We start from the raw sequence: 16,494 nt of genomic DNA, 5'->3' as shown, positions 1-16,494 counted from the left end.
AGCACGCCCATGGCCGTCGCCGCCAAGAACATTCCCGCTCCCGACCTCGTTCCCGTGCGTCGCGCGCTGCTCTCCGTCTTCGACAAGACCGGCCTCATCGATCTCGCCAGGGCGCTCGCCGCTTCCGGCGTCGAGCTGGTGTCGACCGGCGGCACGGCAAAAGCGATCGCCGATGCGGGCCTGGCGGTCCGCGACGTCTCCGAGCTCACCGGCTTTCCCGAGATCATGGATGGCCGCGTCAAGACCCTGCACCCGTCGGTGCATGGCGCCCTGCTCGGCGTTCGCGATGATCCCGATCACGCCGCGGCGATGCACAAATATGGCATCGAGCCGATCGACCTGGTCGTCTGCAATCTCTATCCGTTCGAGGAAGTCCGCCGCTCCGGCGCCGACTACGCGGCGATCGTCGAGAACATCGACATTGGCGGCCCGGCGATGATCCGCGCCTCGGCCAAGAACCACGCCTATGTCGCCATCGTCACCGATCCCGGCGACTATGCCTCCGTGCTCAATGCGCTGGAGATGAATATCGGCTCGCTTTCGCTGGATTTCCGCAAGAAGCTCGCGGCCAAGGCTTTTGCCCGCACCGCCAGCTACGACGCGGCAATCTCGGGCTGGTTCGCCGAGGCGCTGGAGATCGAGCACCCGACCTGGCGCACCTTCGGCGGCAGGCTGGAGACCGTGATGCGCTATGGCGAGAACCCGCACCAGGGCGCCGGCTTCTATGTCAATGGCGACAAGCGGCCGGGCGTGGCCACCGCGCGCCAGCTCCAGGGCAAGCAGCTTTCCTACAACAACATCAACGATACCGACGCCGCCTTCGAGCTGGCCGGCGAGTTCGACCCGGCGCGCTCGGCCGCCGTCGCCATCATCAAGCATGCCAACCCGTGCGGCGTCGCCGAGGGTTCGACGCTGAAGGCGGCCTACGCCAGGGCGCTGGCCTGCGACCCGGTCTCGGCCTATGGCGGCATTGTCGCTGTCAATCGCATCCTTGACGCCGAGGCCGCCGAAGAGATCGTGAAGACCTTCACCGAGGTCATTATCGCGCCCGGCGCCACCGACGAGGCGGCAGCGATCGTGGCCGCGAAGAAGAACCTGCGCCTGCTGGTCGCGGGCGGCCTGCCGGATCCGCGCGCGATCGGCACAACCGTCAAATCCGTCGCCGGCGGCCTGCTGGTGCAGGGCAGGGACAACGCCGTCGTCGACGACCTCGAACTGAAGGTGGTGACGAAACGGGCGCCGACGCCGGCCGAACTGGCCGACCTGAAATTCGCCTTCCGCGTCGCCAAGCACGTCAAGTCGAACGCCATCGTCTACGCAAGGGACAGCGCCACGGTAGGCATCGGCGCCGGGCAGATGAGCCGCGTCGATTCCTCGCGCATCGCTGCCCGCAAGGCACTCGACGCTGCGGAAGCGGCGGGCTGGGCCGAGCCGCTGACCAAAGGCTCTGTCGTCGCCTCCGACGCCTTCTTCCCCTTCGCCGACGGCCTGCTGTCGGCCATCGAGGCCGGCGCCACGGCGGTGATCCAGCCCGGCGGCTCGATGCGCGACGACGATGTGGTTGCCGCCGCCGACGAGCATGGCATCGCCATGGTGTTCACGGGCGTGAGACACTTCAGACATTGAGCGCCTCACCCTCCCCCTTGTGGGGAGGGTCGGCGAGCGATGTTTGCGAAGCAAAGCTCGTGAGACGGGGTGGGGCCAGCGCCGTCCCCCACCCCGCTCCGCTTCGCGGATCGACCCTCCCCACAAGGGGGAGGGTAAATCACTCCGCCGCCCGGTCCGCCGGATACGGCGTCCTGATCAGGATCGCCATGCCTATGGCCAGGAACAGGATGATAACCGCCATGCCGAGCCGCGCCGAATCGCTCACCGCCGTGATGGTCGCCACCAGGAACGGCGCCAGGAAACTGGTCGCGCGCCCGGCCAGCGCATAGATGCCGAAATAGCGGCCGGATTCCGACGCCGTAACGCTGCGCGCCATATAGGACCGCGATGACGCCTGCACCGGCCCGAAGGCGAGCCCGATCAGCAATCCATAGAGGATGTAGGCCTTTTCCGCGGCGGTGCCGAACAGGCCCCCGGAATCGGTGGTCGAGAGCTGGATAAGCCCGAGCAGCGTGAAGCCGGGGCCGGTCGAGACGACGCCGATGGTGGCGACCGAAAGCATGACCAGCGCGATCATCACCACCGCCTTGGAGCCGAGCGCGGTGTCGAGCCGCGCAGCGATCCAGCAGCCGAAGATGGCGACGACGTTGAGGATGATGCCGAACATGCCGATCTCGGTGATCGACCACTGGAACATGCCGGCCGCGAAGGTGCCGCCGAGCGCCAGCAGCGCATTGACGCCGTCCTGATAGATCATGCGGGCGACGAGGAAGCGGAAGATGCCGCCGCGCCTGCGCACCTCGACCAAGGTCGACTTCAGCTCCGACAGGCCTTCGCGCACCGCAGGCTTGATCGGGATGCCTTTGATGGCATCGGGAGTGAAGAGGAACATCGGCAGGATGAACAGGAAATACCAGCCGGCCGACAGCGGCCCGGTGGCGCGGGCATCCTCGCCGAGCTTCGGGTCCAGCCCGAACAGCGGGTCGAGGCCGATGATGGTCTTGCCGGTCTCCTGCGATCCGGCCAGGAACAGCACGACGAAGATCAGCGCGATCATACCGCCGAGATAGCCAAGCCCCCAGGCCATGTTGGAGATGCGGCCGATCTCGCTCTTCGGCACCAGGCGCGGCATCATGGAATCGTTGAAGACGGTGGAGAATTCAGCCGCCACCGAGGCCAGCGAGAACAATGCCACGATCAGGAACAGGTTCGAGCCGGGCGCGGCGAGCCACAGCAGCGCCAGGCTGGCGATCTTGATCGCCGCGAAGAAGGCGATCCACGGCTTGCGCGGCCCGGTCTGGTCGGCGATCGAACCGAGGATCGGCGATAGCACGGCGATGACCAGTCCGGCCGCGGCGATGCCGTAGCCCCAGACGGCCTGGCCGGTGGTCGGATCGCTGGCCATGCGCGAAACGAAATAGGGGCCGAAGATGAAGGTGGTGACGACCGTGAAGAAGGGCTGCGCCGCCCAGTCGAACAACATCCACCCCCAGATGCCGCGCCCGGACGCCCGCTGCACTGCTACTTCGGCCATGTCCCCTCCGGTCGCCTTCGTTTCGTTGGGCGGTTCACCCCATGTCTGCATGTTTTCCGCTGGTCATGCAAACGAACACGAGTCGCGCCGCCCCTCATTGCCGTGCCGGGCATTTCTCCCCGTATAGAACGGGGAGAAAGACGCTCATTCGCGACTTTCGCCACCGGCCAACTCCGTAGAAGGGTGCCGGCGATACGGCAAGCTCCCTTCTCCCCGTCCTTACGGGGAGAAGGTGCCGGCAGGCGGATGAGGGGCGCCGCCGACCTACCAAGCTATGGCTCACATCCCCGTCAGATCGCTCATCAGGCCCGATGCCACCGACAGCCGCGACACGGTGATGTCGCCGCCCTCGGTCAGCGCCTGCAGCCGTTCGCGGGTGCGGCCGATCCTCTCCCCGCCGGCCTCCAGCCACGCCGCCACCGGGTCGGCTGCCCCGGCGTGGTTCACGAGTGCCGCCACCGCGATGCCGCGCCGCGCGGTCCCGATCGTGTCGGTGGCGCGCGACAGGGCGAGCTGGTCGTAATAGTCCGCCGGTGTGATGGAGCGGGCCGCCTCCTCGACGCGCGGGATACGGAAGGCGTCGCTGACCGCGAAGAAGGCCTTCGCCGCGGCGACGATGTCGGCGCCTGCCGTTCGCGCCGTCAGCGCGATGTCGGGGATCAGCTCCGCCACATCGGCCAGCGCCAGTTGCGCTGCCAGCCTGTCCGGCGCCCCGGCCTTGAACAGTCCATGCCGCTTCTCGTCGATCCGTTCGCGCGAATAATCGGGGAGCAGCGAAACGAGTTTCGGCTCCAGCGCCTTGCGGGCCTCCTGCAATTCGGCGATGCGCTGGGCAAGCGGCGCCGTGCCGGCGTCGTTCTTCAAGTACCAGCCGCTGGTCACGTAGATCAGCCGGCTGACCGCCTGGTAGAGATCGAGCTGCATCTGGCCGTCGATCTGATTGTCGAGCGCGTCGATCTCGCGGTAAAGCGCCGGCAAGGCAAAGCCGTCGCGCACCACGGCGAAGGTGCGCACCACGTCGGCGGCGGTGCGCCCCGTCGCTTCCCGCAACCGGTTGACGAAGGAGGGACCGCCGCGGTTGACCAGCTCATTGGCGACGACGCGGGCGATGATCTCGCGGCGCAGGCGATGGCCGTGTATCTCGGCGGCATATTTCTTCGCCATCCGGTCGGGGAAATAGCCCATCAGGTCGCGGTCGAAATGCGGCTCGTCAGGCACGTCGCTTGCGACGATGTCGGAAAACAGCACGATCTTGGCATAGGCGAGCAGCACGCCGAGCTCGGCCCTGGTCAGCGGCTCGCCGCGCGCCTCGCGCTCGGCAAGGGCCGCCGGCGAAGGCAACGTCTCGACCGTGCGGTCGAGCAGGCCGCGCGCTTCCAGCGCCGACATGAAGCGGGCCTGGTGGGCGATGTCGGCGAGGCCGCGCTTGCGGGCGATGGAGAGCGCCAGCGTCTGCTGGTAGTTGTTGGACAGGACCAGCTCGCCGACCTCGCCGGTCATCTCGGCGAGAAGCTTGTCGCGCGCAGGCCGGGTCAACGACCCTTTGCGCATGGCGGACGCCAGCGCGATCTTGATATTGACCTCGACATCGGAACAGTTGACCCCGCCCGAATTGTCGATGGCGTCGGAATTGCAACGCCCGCCATTCATGCCGAATTCGATGCGCGCGCGCTGCGTCACCCCGAGATTGGCGCCCTCGCCGATCACCTTGGCGCGCATGTCGAGCGCGGTGATGCGGACGGCGTCGTTGGCGCGATCACCGACCTCGGCGTTGGTCTCGGTCGAGGCCCGCAAATACGTGCCGATGCCGCCGAACCACAAGAGGTCGACGGGCGCCTTGAGGATGGCGCTCATGATCTCGACCGGCGTGGCGGTCGTCTTGTTGAGGCCGATCGCAGCAGCAGCGGCGGCCGGCAAGGTGATCGATTTCTGGCCGCGCGAGACGATGACGCCGCCCTCGGAGAGCTTGCTCTTGTCGTAGTCCTGCCAGCTCGAACGGGGAAGAGCGAACATGCGCTGGCGCTCGGCCATCGATGCCGCCATGTCGGGATCGGGATCGATGAAGATGTCGCGGTGGTCGAAGGCTGCGATCAGCCTTGTCTTCGGTGACAACAGCATGCCGTTGCCGAACACGTCGCCCGACATGTCACCCACCCCGACGACGGAGAAGGGCGTGGTCTGGATGTCGCGGTTCATCTCGCGGAAATGCCGCTTGACCGCCTCCCACGCGCCCTTGGCGGTGATGCCCATCTTCTTGTGGTCGTACCCGGCCGAACCGCCGCTGGCGAAGGCATCGTCAAGCCAGAAGCCATGGCTTTCACTGATGGCGTTGGCGGTGTCCGAGAAAGTTGCCGTGCCCTTGTCGGCGGCAACGACGAAATAGGGATCGTCCTGGTCGCGCCTGACAACGCCGGCCGGCGGGATGACGCCGTCGAGGCCGATATTGTCGGTGATCGACAAAAGGCTGGAAACGAAGTTCTTGTAGGCCGATGTGCCGGCTTCGAAGATGGCGTCGCGGCCGGCGCTCATCGGCAGCTTCTTCGGATAGAACCCGCCCTTGGCGCCGACCGGCACGATGACCGCGTTCTTGACCTGCTGTGCCTTGACCAGGCCGAGCACCTCGGTGCGGTAATCCTGGGCGCGGTCCGACCAGCGCAGGCCGCCGCGCGCCACCGGACCGAAGCGCAGATGCACGCCCTCGACCTCAGAGCCGTAGACGAAGATTTCCCGCCACGGTCGCGGCTCGGGCAATCCGTCGACCGAACGCGAATCGAGTTTGATCGCCAGCGACTGGCCCTTGGCTTTCGTATCGGCAACGAAATGATTGGTGCGCAGCGAGGCTTCGATGAGATTGAGGTAGCGGCGGATGATGGCGTCGTCGTCGATGTTGGGAACGTCTTCCAGCGCGTCCCTGATCTTGGCCTTGAGATGCTTTGCCGCCACCACGCCTTCCGTCTCGGCTGTCGGGCCGAGCCGGGCGATGAACAGCGCGTGCAGGCCGCGTGCGATCTCGGGATAGCGGTTGAGGGCCGCGGCGATGAAATCCTGGCTCTGCGGAATTCCGGCCTGCTGCAAATACCGCCCATAGGCGCGCAGGATGGTGATTTCGCCCGACCACAGGCCGGCGGTCTGGGCAAGGCCGTTGTAGCCGTCATTGTCGACGTCGCCGCGCCACACCGACAGGAACGCGTCCTCGAACAGCGCGCCGCCATTGCTGAGGTCGATCGGCTTTCCGTAGCTGTTCTCCAGCTCCATGTCGTGGATGAAGACGGTGCCGGGCTGATCACTATTGATCATGCCGGGCTGATCCCTATTGCCGGCCTTGTCGTCGCCGACCTCGAAGGTGCGCTCGCTGATGACGCGGAAGCCGATATTTTCCAGCACCGGAACGCGCCGCGACAGCGCCACGGGGCTGCCATGGTGATAGATTTTCAGCGCCGCCTGGTGCGGCTTCTGCTCGGCATGGCGATAGTAATCGATGGCGATCGGATTGCTGGCGCTGATCTTGGCGATACGCCCGGCATCGACCAGCGCCACACCGGCGCTGAAGGAGTCCCGGTAGCTTTCCGGAAATCGTGCCGCGATCCTCTTCAGCGCCGGGTCGCTGCCGCTGGTTTCCGCCGCCTCGGAAAGGGCGTCCTCCCAGGTGCGCACGATGTCGCGGATCGCCGCCTCGATCGTTGCCTGTTCGACCTTCGGCGTCTTGCCGCCGGAGCGGCCGATGATGAAATGCACGCGCGCCAGCCCGCCTTCCGGGAAGGCCGGGTAGTAGGCCGACAGTCGGCCTTCGAACACCGTCTTGAGGTAGGTGCCGACCTTCTCGCGCACGACGCTGTCGTAACGGTCGCGCGGCACGAAGACGAGGATGGAGACGAAGCGGTCGAACTGGTCGGCGCGCACAAGTGCCCGCACGCGCGGCCTCTCGACGAGGCCCAGAATGGCCGCGGCATGCTTCCTCAGGATCGGCACCGGTACCTGGAACAGCTCGTCGCGCGGATAGCTCTCCAGCACGTTGATTAGCGCCTTGCCGGAGTGGTCGTGCCGGTCGAAACCGGATTTGGCGATGACGGTTTCGGCCTTCGACCTGAGATAGGGGATCTTCATCACCGAGCGCGTGTAGGCGGTCGATGTGAACAGGCCGACAATGCGCAGTTCGCCCGCCAGAGCGCCCTTGGCGGTGTAGGTCTTGATGCCGATATAATCGAGATAGATGCGCCGGTGCACGGAAGACTTGGCATTGGCCTTGGTGACGATCAGCGGCTCCGGCCCATGCAGGAAGGCTCGGATCTCCGGCGTTGTCGTCACCGCTTCGGTGCCGCGCCGCAGCACCAGCACGTCCAGGTCGGACAATATGCCCAGGCCAGGCTTGTCGGCACGCTCCAGCGTGCCGCTTTCCTCGCCGCCGATATATGTGAATTCGCGCATGCCGAGGAAAGTGAAATTGTCGTCGCGCAGCCACTCCAGGAAGGCGATCGCCTCGGCCACGCTCTTCTTGTCCAGGGGTACCGCCGAATAGCGGAATTCCGAGATCGCCTGGTCGAGGCGGGCCAGCATCGGCTTCCAGTCGCTGACGGCTGAATGGACCTGGCCGAGTATCTTGCGCAGCCGCTCGGCCAAGCCGTTCGCCTGCTCCGGGGTCAGCCGGGGAATATGGACGTGAATGACGCTCAGCCGGTCGTGGCTGCCGTCGTCCCTGGCGAAATTGCCGTCGCCGAGAATTTCCTCGACGCCGTCCTTGCCATGGCGGACGGTGATGACGGGGTGGGTGACCAGGGTCGGCTCGCCGGCACTCTCGGTGATCTCGCCGAGTATGGAATCGAACAGGAAAGGCATATTGTCGTTGACGACGGTGACGATCGTGACGGGTCGGCCCTCGCGAACGACGCCGGAATCGGTATCGACGGCGACGGCGCACGCGCCCTTCTTGTGACCGGCGACCGCGCGGCCGGCGAGATCCGCGGCGCGTTCGAGGTCCGCCACCTCATAGGCGGCAATGTCTTCCGCCGGCGCGCGGGCGAGCAGGTAGTCGGCAAGCCTGGCTGGCCTTTCCTGCGTCTTCGGCATCGCCGTGGCTTTCTTCTTCGACCTGCTCGCCGATTTCACGCTGGCCATGACGCTTCTTTCCTCCCGTCGTATGCTTTTGCGGACTATGTAGCAGATGACCGCTATTTGGCGACAAAGGTTTGACGGCTTGCCAAGAATTATCGCAATTCGGCGGCAGCCGGCGACAAAAGAGGAGGAATGCCCATGACCGACAAGATCACCGCGCTCGATCTCGCCGCCGCTGAGCTGAGCGATGCGACCAGGACCTATTTCGCCAAATGCGAGGAGAAGCTCGGCCTGGTCCCCAACGTGTTGCGCGCCTATGCCTTCGACGACAAGAAGCTGCGTGCCTTCACCGATATGTACAATGATCTGATGCTGGGTGATTCAGGCCTGTCGAAGCTGGAGCGCGAGATGATCGCGGTCGCTGTCTCCTCCATCAACCATTGCTACTACTGCTTGACGGCGCATGGCGCCGCCGTGCGGCAGCTGTCGGGCGACCCTTCGCTCGGCGAGATGATGGTAATGAATTTCCGCGCCGCCGATCTTTCATCGAAGCAGGTCGCGATGCTGGAATTCGCGGTCAAGCTGACAGAGGAGCCGGCCAAGATCGTCGAAGCCGACCGCGCGGCCCTGCGTATGGCCGGCTTCACCGATCGCGACATCTGGGACATCGCCTCCACGGCCGCCTTCTTCAACATGTCGAACCGGGTGGCGGCGGCAATCGATATGCGCCCGAACTCCGAGTACCACGCCATGGCAAGGTGACGAGCAGGCTACCTGCTCATATATTAGCCACCTCTCATTCTCATTGCTTGTTTGCCGGTTTGGTCCGATGATCGCCGGGCGGCATGACCGCATGCCGGTTCGATGCCGCCGACAAGGGAGGAGAACATGGCGAAATTTCTCTATGTCTATCACGGCTCCGGCAAGATGCCGACCGAGGAGGCCGAACGCAAAGCCGCGATGGATGCCTGGAACGGCTGGTACGGCAAGCTCGGCTCGGCCGTGGTCGACGGCGGCAATCCGGTCGGCATGTCGAAGACGGTGCTGCCCGACGGCAAGGTCGAGAACAATGGCGGCAGCAACCCGACCGCCGGCTACACGATCGTGGAAGCCAGGGACATCGACGATGCCGTCGCCAAGGCCAGGGATTGCCCGATCCTGATGAAACCGGCCTTCAGCGTCGAGATCGCGCCGATCGTCGAAATGATGTGACGGTCACGAGCGCGCCGCGATCGCCGCGGCTGCACCGGCCATGGTGGTGGCGCTGACGCGGTTGGCAATTCTCATGGCGCGCTTGCTCTTCAGGAGCTTGCGCGCCTGGGCGGCGGCAAGCACCCAGGCAAGGTCGATGATAACAAGCACCACCGCCATGGTCGCCGTCAGCTCGATCCAGCCAACCACCGTCACCGAAGCAAGGTCGATGATGGTCGGCAGCAAGGCCAGGTAGAACATCATGATCTTGGGGTTGCCGAGCGTCACGGCCATGCCGGCGAAGAACAGTTTGCCGGGCGAGTCCTCGCGCGGCATCTCGCCTTCTTTCGCTTCGACAGGCGCGGTCCACATCTTCCAGGCGAGGTAAGCGAGATAGGCGACGCCGACCCATTTGACGATGACGAAAGCGAAATGGAAAGTCTGCGCCACCACCGCCAGCCCGAACACGGCCAGCGACAGCCAGATGCCCTCGCCGATCCACATGGCGAGCAGGAACGGGAACACGTCGCGAAATCCCTTGGCGATGACGCGGGCGACGAGTGCCGCGATCGAAGGACCCGGCGAACCGGCGGCCACGAAGAGCGCGGCGGCGAAGATCAGGAGCGAGGTGAGGTGCATGGCGAGGATCTCGGCTTGAAAACCTTCAATGCCAGACATTAGCAATGCCAGACATTAGCGCAAGCGATCGAGCTTCGGTAGCATCAACATGCTTGCCGGCCCGGCATCTCGCGGCTAGATAGATCGCCGCGAAACAATTTCGAGCTTCACTTTGCCTACGTAACCGCCGGTCTCGTCAACTCCCCCGACACAATGCATGGCGCCGCCACAACGGTGCCTTTTTCCATTTCATGTGTTCCTCTGGGCGGCGGTTCGAGACCGGTTTGGCACTGCTGAACCGCTGTCGCATGCGCCGCGACGCCTGATCCCAAGAACCGCAGCCTACCGCCACGCCGCGCCCGCCTGGGCATCTCGACATTGCCGACCTGATGAACTTCCCGACGGGAAGGGCATATCGGCATGTCTTCTATTCTGCGCATCCGCTGGACGGTCGCGCCTCAAACCGCACCACGTCCCCTGATCACCTGCAATCGCTGCGGCGGCGTCAAAGCCTATCGCAGCAGCGGAAAGTTCCGCGTCAACGCCAACGGCAAGCGCATTGACGTCTGGCTGATCTATCGTTGTATCAACTGCGACAATTCCTGGAATTTCGGCATTTTTGAGCGCCGCAACCGCCGCGACATCGAGCCGGCGCTGCTGCGGGCGCTGGAGAGCAACGATGCAGCACTTGCCCGGCGCCATGCATTCGATGTGACCGCACTGCGCGGCCAGGTGTGGCGTGTCGAGGAGTTTCCCGACGTCGACGTGCACAAGACGGCGCTTGGCGGGACAAGCGAAGCTGCAAGCGTGCTGGAGCTCCGGCTGGGGCTCGAAATCCCGATATCGCTGCGGCTCGATCGTTTGCTCGCCAACGAACTCGGCATCTCACGGTCGCGACTTCAAGCCCTGGAGGAGAAAGGCCTGTTGGTTGTCGATTGCGACGGGGCCAAGGCTTTGCGCAAGCCGGCACGCGACGGGACGACGGTCCGCGTCGATCTGGCCGGCGAACCCGACCGGCAGGCCATCATATCTGCCGCCAGGGGATGAACGGCAGAGGGCGAAGCACCTGGTGCTCCGCCCCTCCCGGATACGATCAGAAAGCAGAAATTACGCGGCGCCGACGGCCTTGGACGATTTCTCGAAGCGCTTGCGCTCGTTGGGATCCAGATAAAGCTTGCGCAGGCGGATGGTCTTCGGTGTCACCTCGACCAGCTCGTCGTCCTGGATCCAGGCCAGCGCGCGCTCCAACGTCATGCGGATCGGCGGTGTCAGCTTGACCGCCTCGTCCTTGCCGGCGGCGCGGATGTTGGTCAGCTTCTTGCCCTTCAGCACGTTCACTTCCAGGTCGTTGTCGCGGGAGTGGATGCCGATGATCATGCCCTGATAGACCTTGACGCCCGGATCGATGACCATCGGGCCACGATCCTCCAGGTTCCACATGGCGTAGGCGACGGACTCGCCCTGCTCGTTGGAGATCAGCACGCCGTTGGTGCGGCCGGGCAGTTCGCCCTTATAGGGCTCATAGGCATGGAACAGCCGGTTCATCACGGCGGTGCCGCGCGTGTCGGTCAAGAGTTCCGACTGGTAGCCGATCAGGCCGCGCGTCGGCGCGTGGAAGACGAGGCGCTGGCGGTTGCCGCCGGAGGGGCGCAATTCGACCATCTCGGCCTTGCGCTCGGACATTTTCTGCACGACGACGCCGGCATGCTCCTCGTCGACGTCGATGACGACTTCCTCGACCGGCTCCAGCAATTCGCCGTTCTCGCCCTTCTGCATGACCACGCGCGGCCGCGACACGGCGATTTCAAAGCCCTCGCGGCGCATGGTCTCGATCAGCACGGCAAGCTGCAATTCGCCACGGCCCGACACGAAGAAGGAATCCTTGTCAGGCGATTCCTCGATCTTGAGCGCGACATTGCCCTCGGCTTCGCGCAGCAGGCGGTCGCGGATGACGCGGCTGGTCACCTTGTCGCCTTCCGTGCCGGCCAGCGGCGAATCGTTGACGAGGAAAGACATGGTCACGGTCGGCGGATCGATCGGCTGCGCGTGCAGCGGCTCGCTCACGCTCAGGTCGCAGAACGTGTCGGCGACGGTGCCTTTGGACAGGCCGGCAATGGCGACGATGTCGCCCGCCTGCGCTTCCTCGATCGGCTGGCGCTCGAGGCCGCGGAAGGCCAGTATCTTGGAAATGCGGCCGGTTTCGATCTGGGTACCGTCATGATGCAGCACCTTGACCGCCTGGTTGGCCTTCAGCGTTCCGCTCTCGATGCGGCCGGTGATGATACGGCCGAGGAACGGATTGGCTTCCAGGATAGTGCCGATCATGCGGAACGGGCCGGGATGCACGGTCGGCGCGGGCACATGCTTGAGGACGAGGTCGAACAGCGGCGACAGGCCCTGGTCCTTGGGACCTTCCGGATTTTCCGAGACCCAGCCGTCGCGCCCCGAACCATAAAGGATCGGGAAGTCGAGCTGCTCGTCGGTGGCGTCGAGCGCGGCAAACAGGTCGAACACCTCGTTGACCACCTCGACATGGCGGGCGTCCGGCCGGTCGATCTTGTTGATGACGACGATGGGCTTCAAGCCGACCTTGAGCGCCTTGCCGACGACGAACTTGGTCTGCGGCATCGGGCCTTCGGCGGCGTCGACCAGCACGATCGCCGAATCCACCATCGACAGGATGCGCTCGACCTCGCCGCCGAAATCGGCGTGGCCGGGGGTGTCGACGATGTTGACGCGGGTACCCTTCCAGTCGACCGAGGTCGCCTTGGCCAGGATGGTGATGCCGCGTTCCTTTTCGAGGTCGTTGGAATCCATGGCGCGTTCGGCGACGCGCTGATTGTCGCGGAAGGCGCCGGATTGTTTCAGAAGCTGGTCGACAAGGGTGGTCTTTCCATGGTCGACGTGCGCGATGATCGCGATATTGCGGAGGTTCATGATCTGGTCTCGGGAGCGTTGCAGGCAGCAGGCCAAAAGGCGCCGCCTCTTTCGTGTTGCGCGGCTCATACAGGGTTTTTCGCATTTGCGAAAGAGGAAGCGCGACACCAAATAATCATCAAATCTTAAGCATCGCCATGTGAAATGGTTTTGTTAACCAAGGCGGGAACCTTTTGCGGGCCCGGGCAGTTCGAACACCATGACCAACGCAGTCGTCAAATTTCGGCCGATTCTCGCAACTGCGGCTTTCGCCGTGCTGCTGGCTGCCGGCGCCGCTCAATCCGCGGCGACGCTCAAGGAAGCGCGGCCCGCTCTGCCGAGCGATATCCCGAGCGCCGAACAGGTCTTTGCGGATGCGCCCGATGGCGTCGATCCGGTGGTGACGGGGCCGGTCAGCGCGGCCTTCAAGCAAAGGCAGCAAAGCGCCAACTGCGATAGCGCGGTTTGGCCCAACGTTCCGATAGTCTGCTATCCCGACTGATCGGCTGCGCGCCGTTGGCGAAGCTGCCGATCTCCCCCTTATTGAAAGATCGCCAATCTGACCGACGGCCTCTCGTCCGAAGGCGCACTACGCCGCCTGCGGCTCCGGGTCGAACGCCGGCCGGCTGGTGTTGATCAGGAGCGAGATACAGGCGGCGGCAATCGCGGTCATGCCGGCGATCAGGAAGGCCAGTTCGTAATTGCCTTGCAGTTCGCGCATGGTGCCGCCGAAGAAGGCGGCGGTTGCCGCGCCCACCTGATGGCCCGCGACGATCCAGCCGAACACGATCGGGCCGCTGCGGTCGCCGAAGGCTTCATTGGCGAGCCGCAGCGTCGGCGGCACGGTGGCGATCCAGTCGAGACCGTAAAGCACGGCGAAGATGATCAGACTGGTCGCCGAAAAGCCGGAATAGGGCAGATAGATCAGCGAAAGGCCGCGGATCGCATAATAGACGCCGAGCAGCTTGCGCGGATCGAAACGGTCGGTGAGCCAGCCCGACAGCGTGGTGCCGATCAGGTCGAAAATGCCCATCATCGACAACAGGCCAGCCGCCTGCACCTCGTTGATGCCCATATCGCCGCAAAATGCGATGAGATGCGTGCCGACCAGCCCGTTGGTGGTGAAACCGCAGACGAAGAAGGTGGCGAACAGGTACCAGAAGACGCGCGTGCCGGCGGCGCGGCGCAGCGTGGTCAGCGTGTGGGTCAGGAAATTGCCTTGTGCCGCCGGCGGTACCGGCGGCACGTCGTCGGCTTCCGCGCCGTAGCGCACCATGCCGATCGATGCCGGGCGTTCCGGCACCAGCAGCAGCACCAGCGGCACCAGACAGGCCGTTGCGACGGAGATGGCGGTGACGACCGGCTTCCAGCCGCCTGATTGCGCCAGCGAGGCCAGCAGCGGCAGGAAGACCAGCAGACCGGTGGCGCTGGAGGCCGACATCAAGCCCATGACGAGACCGCGGTTGGTCTTGAACCAGCGGTTGACGATGGTGGCGCCGAGCACGGTGGCGACCGCGCCGGAGCCGACGCCGGAAAACACGCCCCAGGTGATCAGCAGATGCCATGGCTTGGTCATCAGCAGGCTGAGCGCGGTGGAGGCCGACATCACGACAAGCGCGGCAAGCAGCGTGCGCCGCAGCCCGATCCGCTCCATCAGCGCAGCGGCAAACGGTCCGGTCAGGCCGTAGAGGAAGATGCCGACCGCGGCAGCCAGCGACACCACGTCGCGCCGCCAGCCAAAACTTTCCTCCAGCGGCAGCATCATGACGGCTGGCGCGGAGCGCAGGCCGGCCGCGATCAGCAGGCAGAGAAAGATGACGGCGACCACGACGAAAGCGTAGCGCTGGCCAAACGGACGGGATTGAGCTAGCATGTTACTGACCGGTACGTTGCAGGGTGGAACATGTATACGTACCGATCGGTAACAGTGTCAACCGAGACCGCGAATGCCACCAGACAATAAAATTGAACCGTCCATCAGCAGCGCTCACGCATCGGCTCCGCCAAAGGCGGCGGAAAAGATACTCGGCGTGGCGCGCGACCTGTTCTACAGGCGAGGCATCAGGGCAATCGGCGTCGACGAGATCGTCAGGCGCGCCGGGGTCACGAAGCCCAGCCTCTATCGCAGCTTCCCCTCCAAGGACGAATTGGCCGCCTCTTATCTGCGCCAATACGATCTCGAATTCTGGGAACGCTTCGACGAGGCGGTGGACGCCTATCCCGGCGATCCGCGCGCGCAAATCCGAGCCTTCCTGACCCGCGTCGGCAAGCGCACGCAGAAGCCTGACTATCGCGGCTGCGGCATGACCAATGCGGCCGTAGAATATCCCGAGCGCGGCCATCCGGCGCGCGTGGTGAGCGAGGACAACAAGCAGGAACTGCGCCGCCGCCTGCGCGCCATGGCCGCCGCGATGGATGCCGCCGACGCCGACACGCTGGGCGATGGTCTGCTGCTTCTGATCGAAGGCGCCTATATCAGCGGCCAGTTGTTCGGCGCCGGCGGCCCGGCAGCGTCGGTAGCCATAAACGCCGATCTGCTGATCGAGGCGAGCTTGAAGAAATAGTGTTTGGCGATAGGCTGCTGCGACCTTCAACGGAGATGTCCGCGATGCGCAGCCTGGTTCTTCCGCTCGTTCTCGCCAGCGTCTGCCAGGCAGCGCATGCCGGCGAGATATCGAGCGCCTACACCGATCTCGACTGGAAGAACGACTGCGTCACCTATGCGCAGGCCGGGGACGGCGATGGCGACTGGGCCGACCTCACCTGTTCGGGCTATCGTGGATACCCGGTGCTGATCGCCTATGACGATGCGCGCGAATCGCTGTTTTATGGTTTCCCGCCCGGCGGCGACATGACATCGGTCTGGGAAAGTTTCTCCGGCTTCAATTCCTCAGGCGCCAGGATCGAGTGGCGCATCGAGACCGACGGCGACAAGGCGGTGCCGTTCGCGGTCATTCACCGCCGCTCGATCAGCAATCCGGAAGACGAGAAGAAACCCACCGACGTGCTGCTCGTCTCCAAGGTCGCGCAAATGGATGCGCGCGACGGCTGCACGGTCGCACTGGTGCTGGCTACAGGAAATCCTGCCGCCAACGATCAGGCGCGCAAGCTTGCCGACGAGAAAGCACGGTCCTTCGCCTGCGGCAAGGACCGGCGCACCGTCATCGGCGAGGTGCCGGCTTTCGGGCGCGTCGACAATTGAAGGACAAGCGTTCGCTGCTCGCCGACGCGTCAAATGCTTCTGTTTTCACGCGCCCTCGTCATCACCGTTGAGGAAGAGCAATGTCTCGGAGCGCGCGGATCTGCTTGTTGTGGGCTTAGCCGTAGATCTGCTTGTGGACCTGATAAAGCATTTCCGAGCGGTCGGCGCGCATGTCGGCCAGATCGCGGCTGGAGAAGCTGTCGATTTCAGCGACGAGGCGGTTGTAGTTCTTGCGCTTGGCGATGCTGCTGCGGGCGCGGGTCAAGAGGCTGTCGAGGATCATAGCGAGTTTCCTTCTGGGCCGCATTTTGGCGGCCGGTTTCTTCCTCCCTTGATCGATACCGAGCATGACATAGGAATGGTGCATCGCAAAAAG

The 16,494-nt window shown here is 64.6% G+C and carries 13 protein-coding genes; 7 read left to right on the top strand and 6 right to left on the bottom strand.

The window, feature by feature from the left end; translation table 11 throughout:
- Positions 1-9: 9 nt before the first annotated feature.
- A complete protein-coding gene (purH, locus tag FJ428_RS23160) occupies positions 10-1,626 on the top strand; it encodes a bifunctional phosphoribosylaminoimidazolecarboxamide formyltransferase/IMP cyclohydrolase (RefSeq protein WP_140676176.1) in 1,617 nt (538 codons plus the stop codon).
- 139 nt (positions 1,627-1,765) lie between these two features.
- Here the strand turns inward: purH and FJ428_RS23155 are convergent, their stop codons facing one another.
- Complete coding sequence (locus FJ428_RS23155) at positions 1,766-3,142, bottom strand: MFS transporter (protein WP_140518061.1); 1,377 nt, start codon at positions 3,140-3,142, stop codon at positions 1,766-1,768.
- A 279-nt stretch (positions 3,143-3,421) separates the two neighbouring features.
- A complete protein-coding gene (locus FJ428_RS23150; RefSeq protein WP_140880325.1) occupies positions 3,422-8,254 on the bottom strand; it encodes an NAD-glutamate dehydrogenase in 4,833 nt (1,610 codons plus the stop codon).
- 135 nt (positions 8,255-8,389) lie between these two features.
- On the opposite strand from FJ428_RS23150, the gene FJ428_RS23145 reads away from it, so the two are divergent.
- Positions 8,390-8,953 carry a peroxidase-related enzyme gene (locus tag FJ428_RS23145; RefSeq protein WP_140580157.1) on the top strand — a complete coding sequence of 188 codons (564 nt, stop codon included), beginning with the start codon at positions 8,390-8,392 and terminating at the stop codon, positions 8,951-8,953.
- Between the two features lie 126 nt (positions 8,954-9,079).
- Positions 9,080-9,403: a YciI family protein gene (locus FJ428_RS23140; protein ID WP_140880324.1), complete on the top strand. Its 324-nt coding sequence runs from the start codon at positions 9,080-9,082 to the stop codon at positions 9,401-9,403.
- Positions 9,404-9,406: 3 nt separating this feature from the next.
- On the opposite strand, the gene FJ428_RS23135 is transcribed toward FJ428_RS23140, so the two are convergent.
- Positions 9,407-10,021 carry a LysE family translocator gene (locus FJ428_RS23135; RefSeq protein ID WP_140670611.1) on the bottom strand — a complete coding sequence of 205 codons (615 nt, stop codon included), beginning with the start codon at positions 10,019-10,021 and terminating at the stop codon, positions 9,407-9,409.
- Positions 10,022-10,420: 399 nt separating this feature from the next.
- Here FJ428_RS23135 and FJ428_RS23130 point away from each other — a divergent pair, with 399 nt between their 5' ends.
- A complete protein-coding gene (locus FJ428_RS23130; RefSeq protein WP_140880323.1) occupies positions 10,421-11,047 on the top strand; it encodes a DUF1062 domain-containing protein in 627 nt (208 codons plus the stop codon).
- A 60-nt stretch (positions 11,048-11,107) separates the two neighbouring features.
- Here FJ428_RS23130 and typA read toward each other — a convergent pair whose 3' ends face one another.
- On the bottom strand, positions 11,108-12,937 hold the full coding sequence (typA, locus tag FJ428_RS23125; RefSeq protein WP_140492867.1) for a translational GTPase TypA: 1,830 nt from the start codon (positions 12,935-12,937) through the stop codon (positions 11,108-11,110).
- Between the two features lie 253 nt (positions 12,938-13,190).
- Here typA and FJ428_RS23120 point away from each other — a divergent pair, with 253 nt between their 5' ends.
- Positions 13,191-13,418, top strand: coding sequence for a hypothetical protein (locus FJ428_RS23120; RefSeq protein ID WP_224518939.1), 228 nt, complete (start codon positions 13,191-13,193; stop codon positions 13,416-13,418).
- An 87-nt stretch (positions 13,419-13,505) separates the two neighbouring features.
- Here the strand turns inward: FJ428_RS23120 and FJ428_RS23115 are convergent, their stop codons facing one another.
- The gene (locus FJ428_RS23115; protein WP_140880322.1) at positions 13,506-14,789 is read right to left on the bottom strand and encodes an MFS transporter; all 1,284 of its coding nucleotides are present in this window, start codon (positions 14,787-14,789) and stop codon (positions 13,506-13,508) included.
- 73 nt (positions 14,790-14,862) lie between these two features.
- Between FJ428_RS23115 and FJ428_RS23110 the strand changes: the two genes are divergently transcribed.
- Together FJ428_RS23110 and FJ428_RS23105 are read left to right on the top strand one after the other, a co-directional pair.
- Positions 14,863-15,480, top strand: coding sequence for a TetR/AcrR family transcriptional regulator (locus FJ428_RS23110; RefSeq protein ID WP_140880321.1), 618 nt, complete (start codon positions 14,863-14,865; stop codon positions 15,478-15,480).
- 44 nt (positions 15,481-15,524) lie between these two features.
- Positions 15,525-16,118 carry a hypothetical protein gene (locus tag FJ428_RS23105; RefSeq protein ID WP_140880320.1) on the top strand — a complete coding sequence of 198 codons (594 nt, stop codon included), beginning with the start codon at positions 15,525-15,527 and terminating at the stop codon, positions 16,116-16,118.
- Positions 16,119-16,233: 115 nt separating this feature from the next.
- Here FJ428_RS23105 and FJ428_RS23100 read toward each other — a convergent pair whose 3' ends face one another.
- Positions 16,234-16,401, bottom strand: coding sequence for a hypothetical protein (locus FJ428_RS23100; protein ID WP_140492852.1), 168 nt, complete (start codon positions 16,399-16,401; stop codon positions 16,234-16,236).
- Between the last annotated feature and the right edge of the window lie 93 nt (positions 16,402-16,494).

The sequence above is a fragment of the Mesorhizobium sp. B2-8-1 genome (assembly GCF_006440955.1).
Classification (GTDB): domain Bacteria; phylum Pseudomonadota; class Alphaproteobacteria; order Rhizobiales; family Rhizobiaceae; genus Mesorhizobium.
The sequence above is the reverse complement of the archived record's forward strand: the minus strand, read 5'-3'. Positions and strand labels throughout refer to the sequence as shown.

Coding starts and splice junctions, on each gene's coding strand:
- FJ428_RS23150 (WP_140880325.1), bottom strand. CDS start 8,254: ATGGCCAGCGTGAAATCGGCGAGCAGGTCGAAGAAGAAAGCCACGGCG.
- FJ428_RS23140 (WP_140880324.1), top strand. CDS start 9,080: ATGGCGAAATTTCTCTATGTCTATCACGGCTCCGGCAAGATGCCGACC.
- FJ428_RS23145 (WP_140580157.1), top strand. CDS start 8,390: ATGACCGACAAGATCACCGCGCTCGATCTCGCCGCCGCTGAGCTGAGC.
- FJ428_RS23115 (WP_140880322.1), bottom strand. CDS start 14,789: ATGCTAGCTCAATCCCGTCCGTTTGGCCAGCGCTACGCTTTCGTCGTG.
- FJ428_RS23135 (WP_140670611.1), bottom strand. CDS start 10,021: ATGCACCTCACCTCGCTCCTGATCTTCGCCGCCGCGCTCTTCGTGGCC.
- FJ428_RS23155 (WP_140518061.1), bottom strand. CDS start 3,142: ATGGCCGAAGTAGCAGTGCAGCGGGCGTCCGGGCGCGGCATCTGGGGG.
- typA (WP_140492867.1), bottom strand. CDS start 12,937: ATGAACCTCCGCAATATCGCGATCATCGCGCACGTCGACCATGGAAAG.
- purH (WP_140676176.1), top strand. CDS start 10: ATGGCCGTCGCCGCCAAGAACATTCCCGCTCCCGACCTCGTTCCCGTG.
- FJ428_RS23105 (WP_140880320.1), top strand. CDS start 15,525: ATGCGCAGCCTGGTTCTTCCGCTCGTTCTCGCCAGCGTCTGCCAGGCA.
- FJ428_RS23130 (WP_140880323.1), top strand. CDS start 10,421: ATGTCTTCTATTCTGCGCATCCGCTGGACGGTCGCGCCTCAAACCGCA.
- FJ428_RS23100 (WP_140492852.1), bottom strand. CDS start 16,401: ATGATCCTCGACAGCCTCTTGACCCGCGCCCGCAGCAGCATCGCCAAG.
- FJ428_RS23110 (WP_140880321.1), top strand. CDS start 14,863: ATGCCACCAGACAATAAAATTGAACCGTCCATCAGCAGCGCTCACGCA.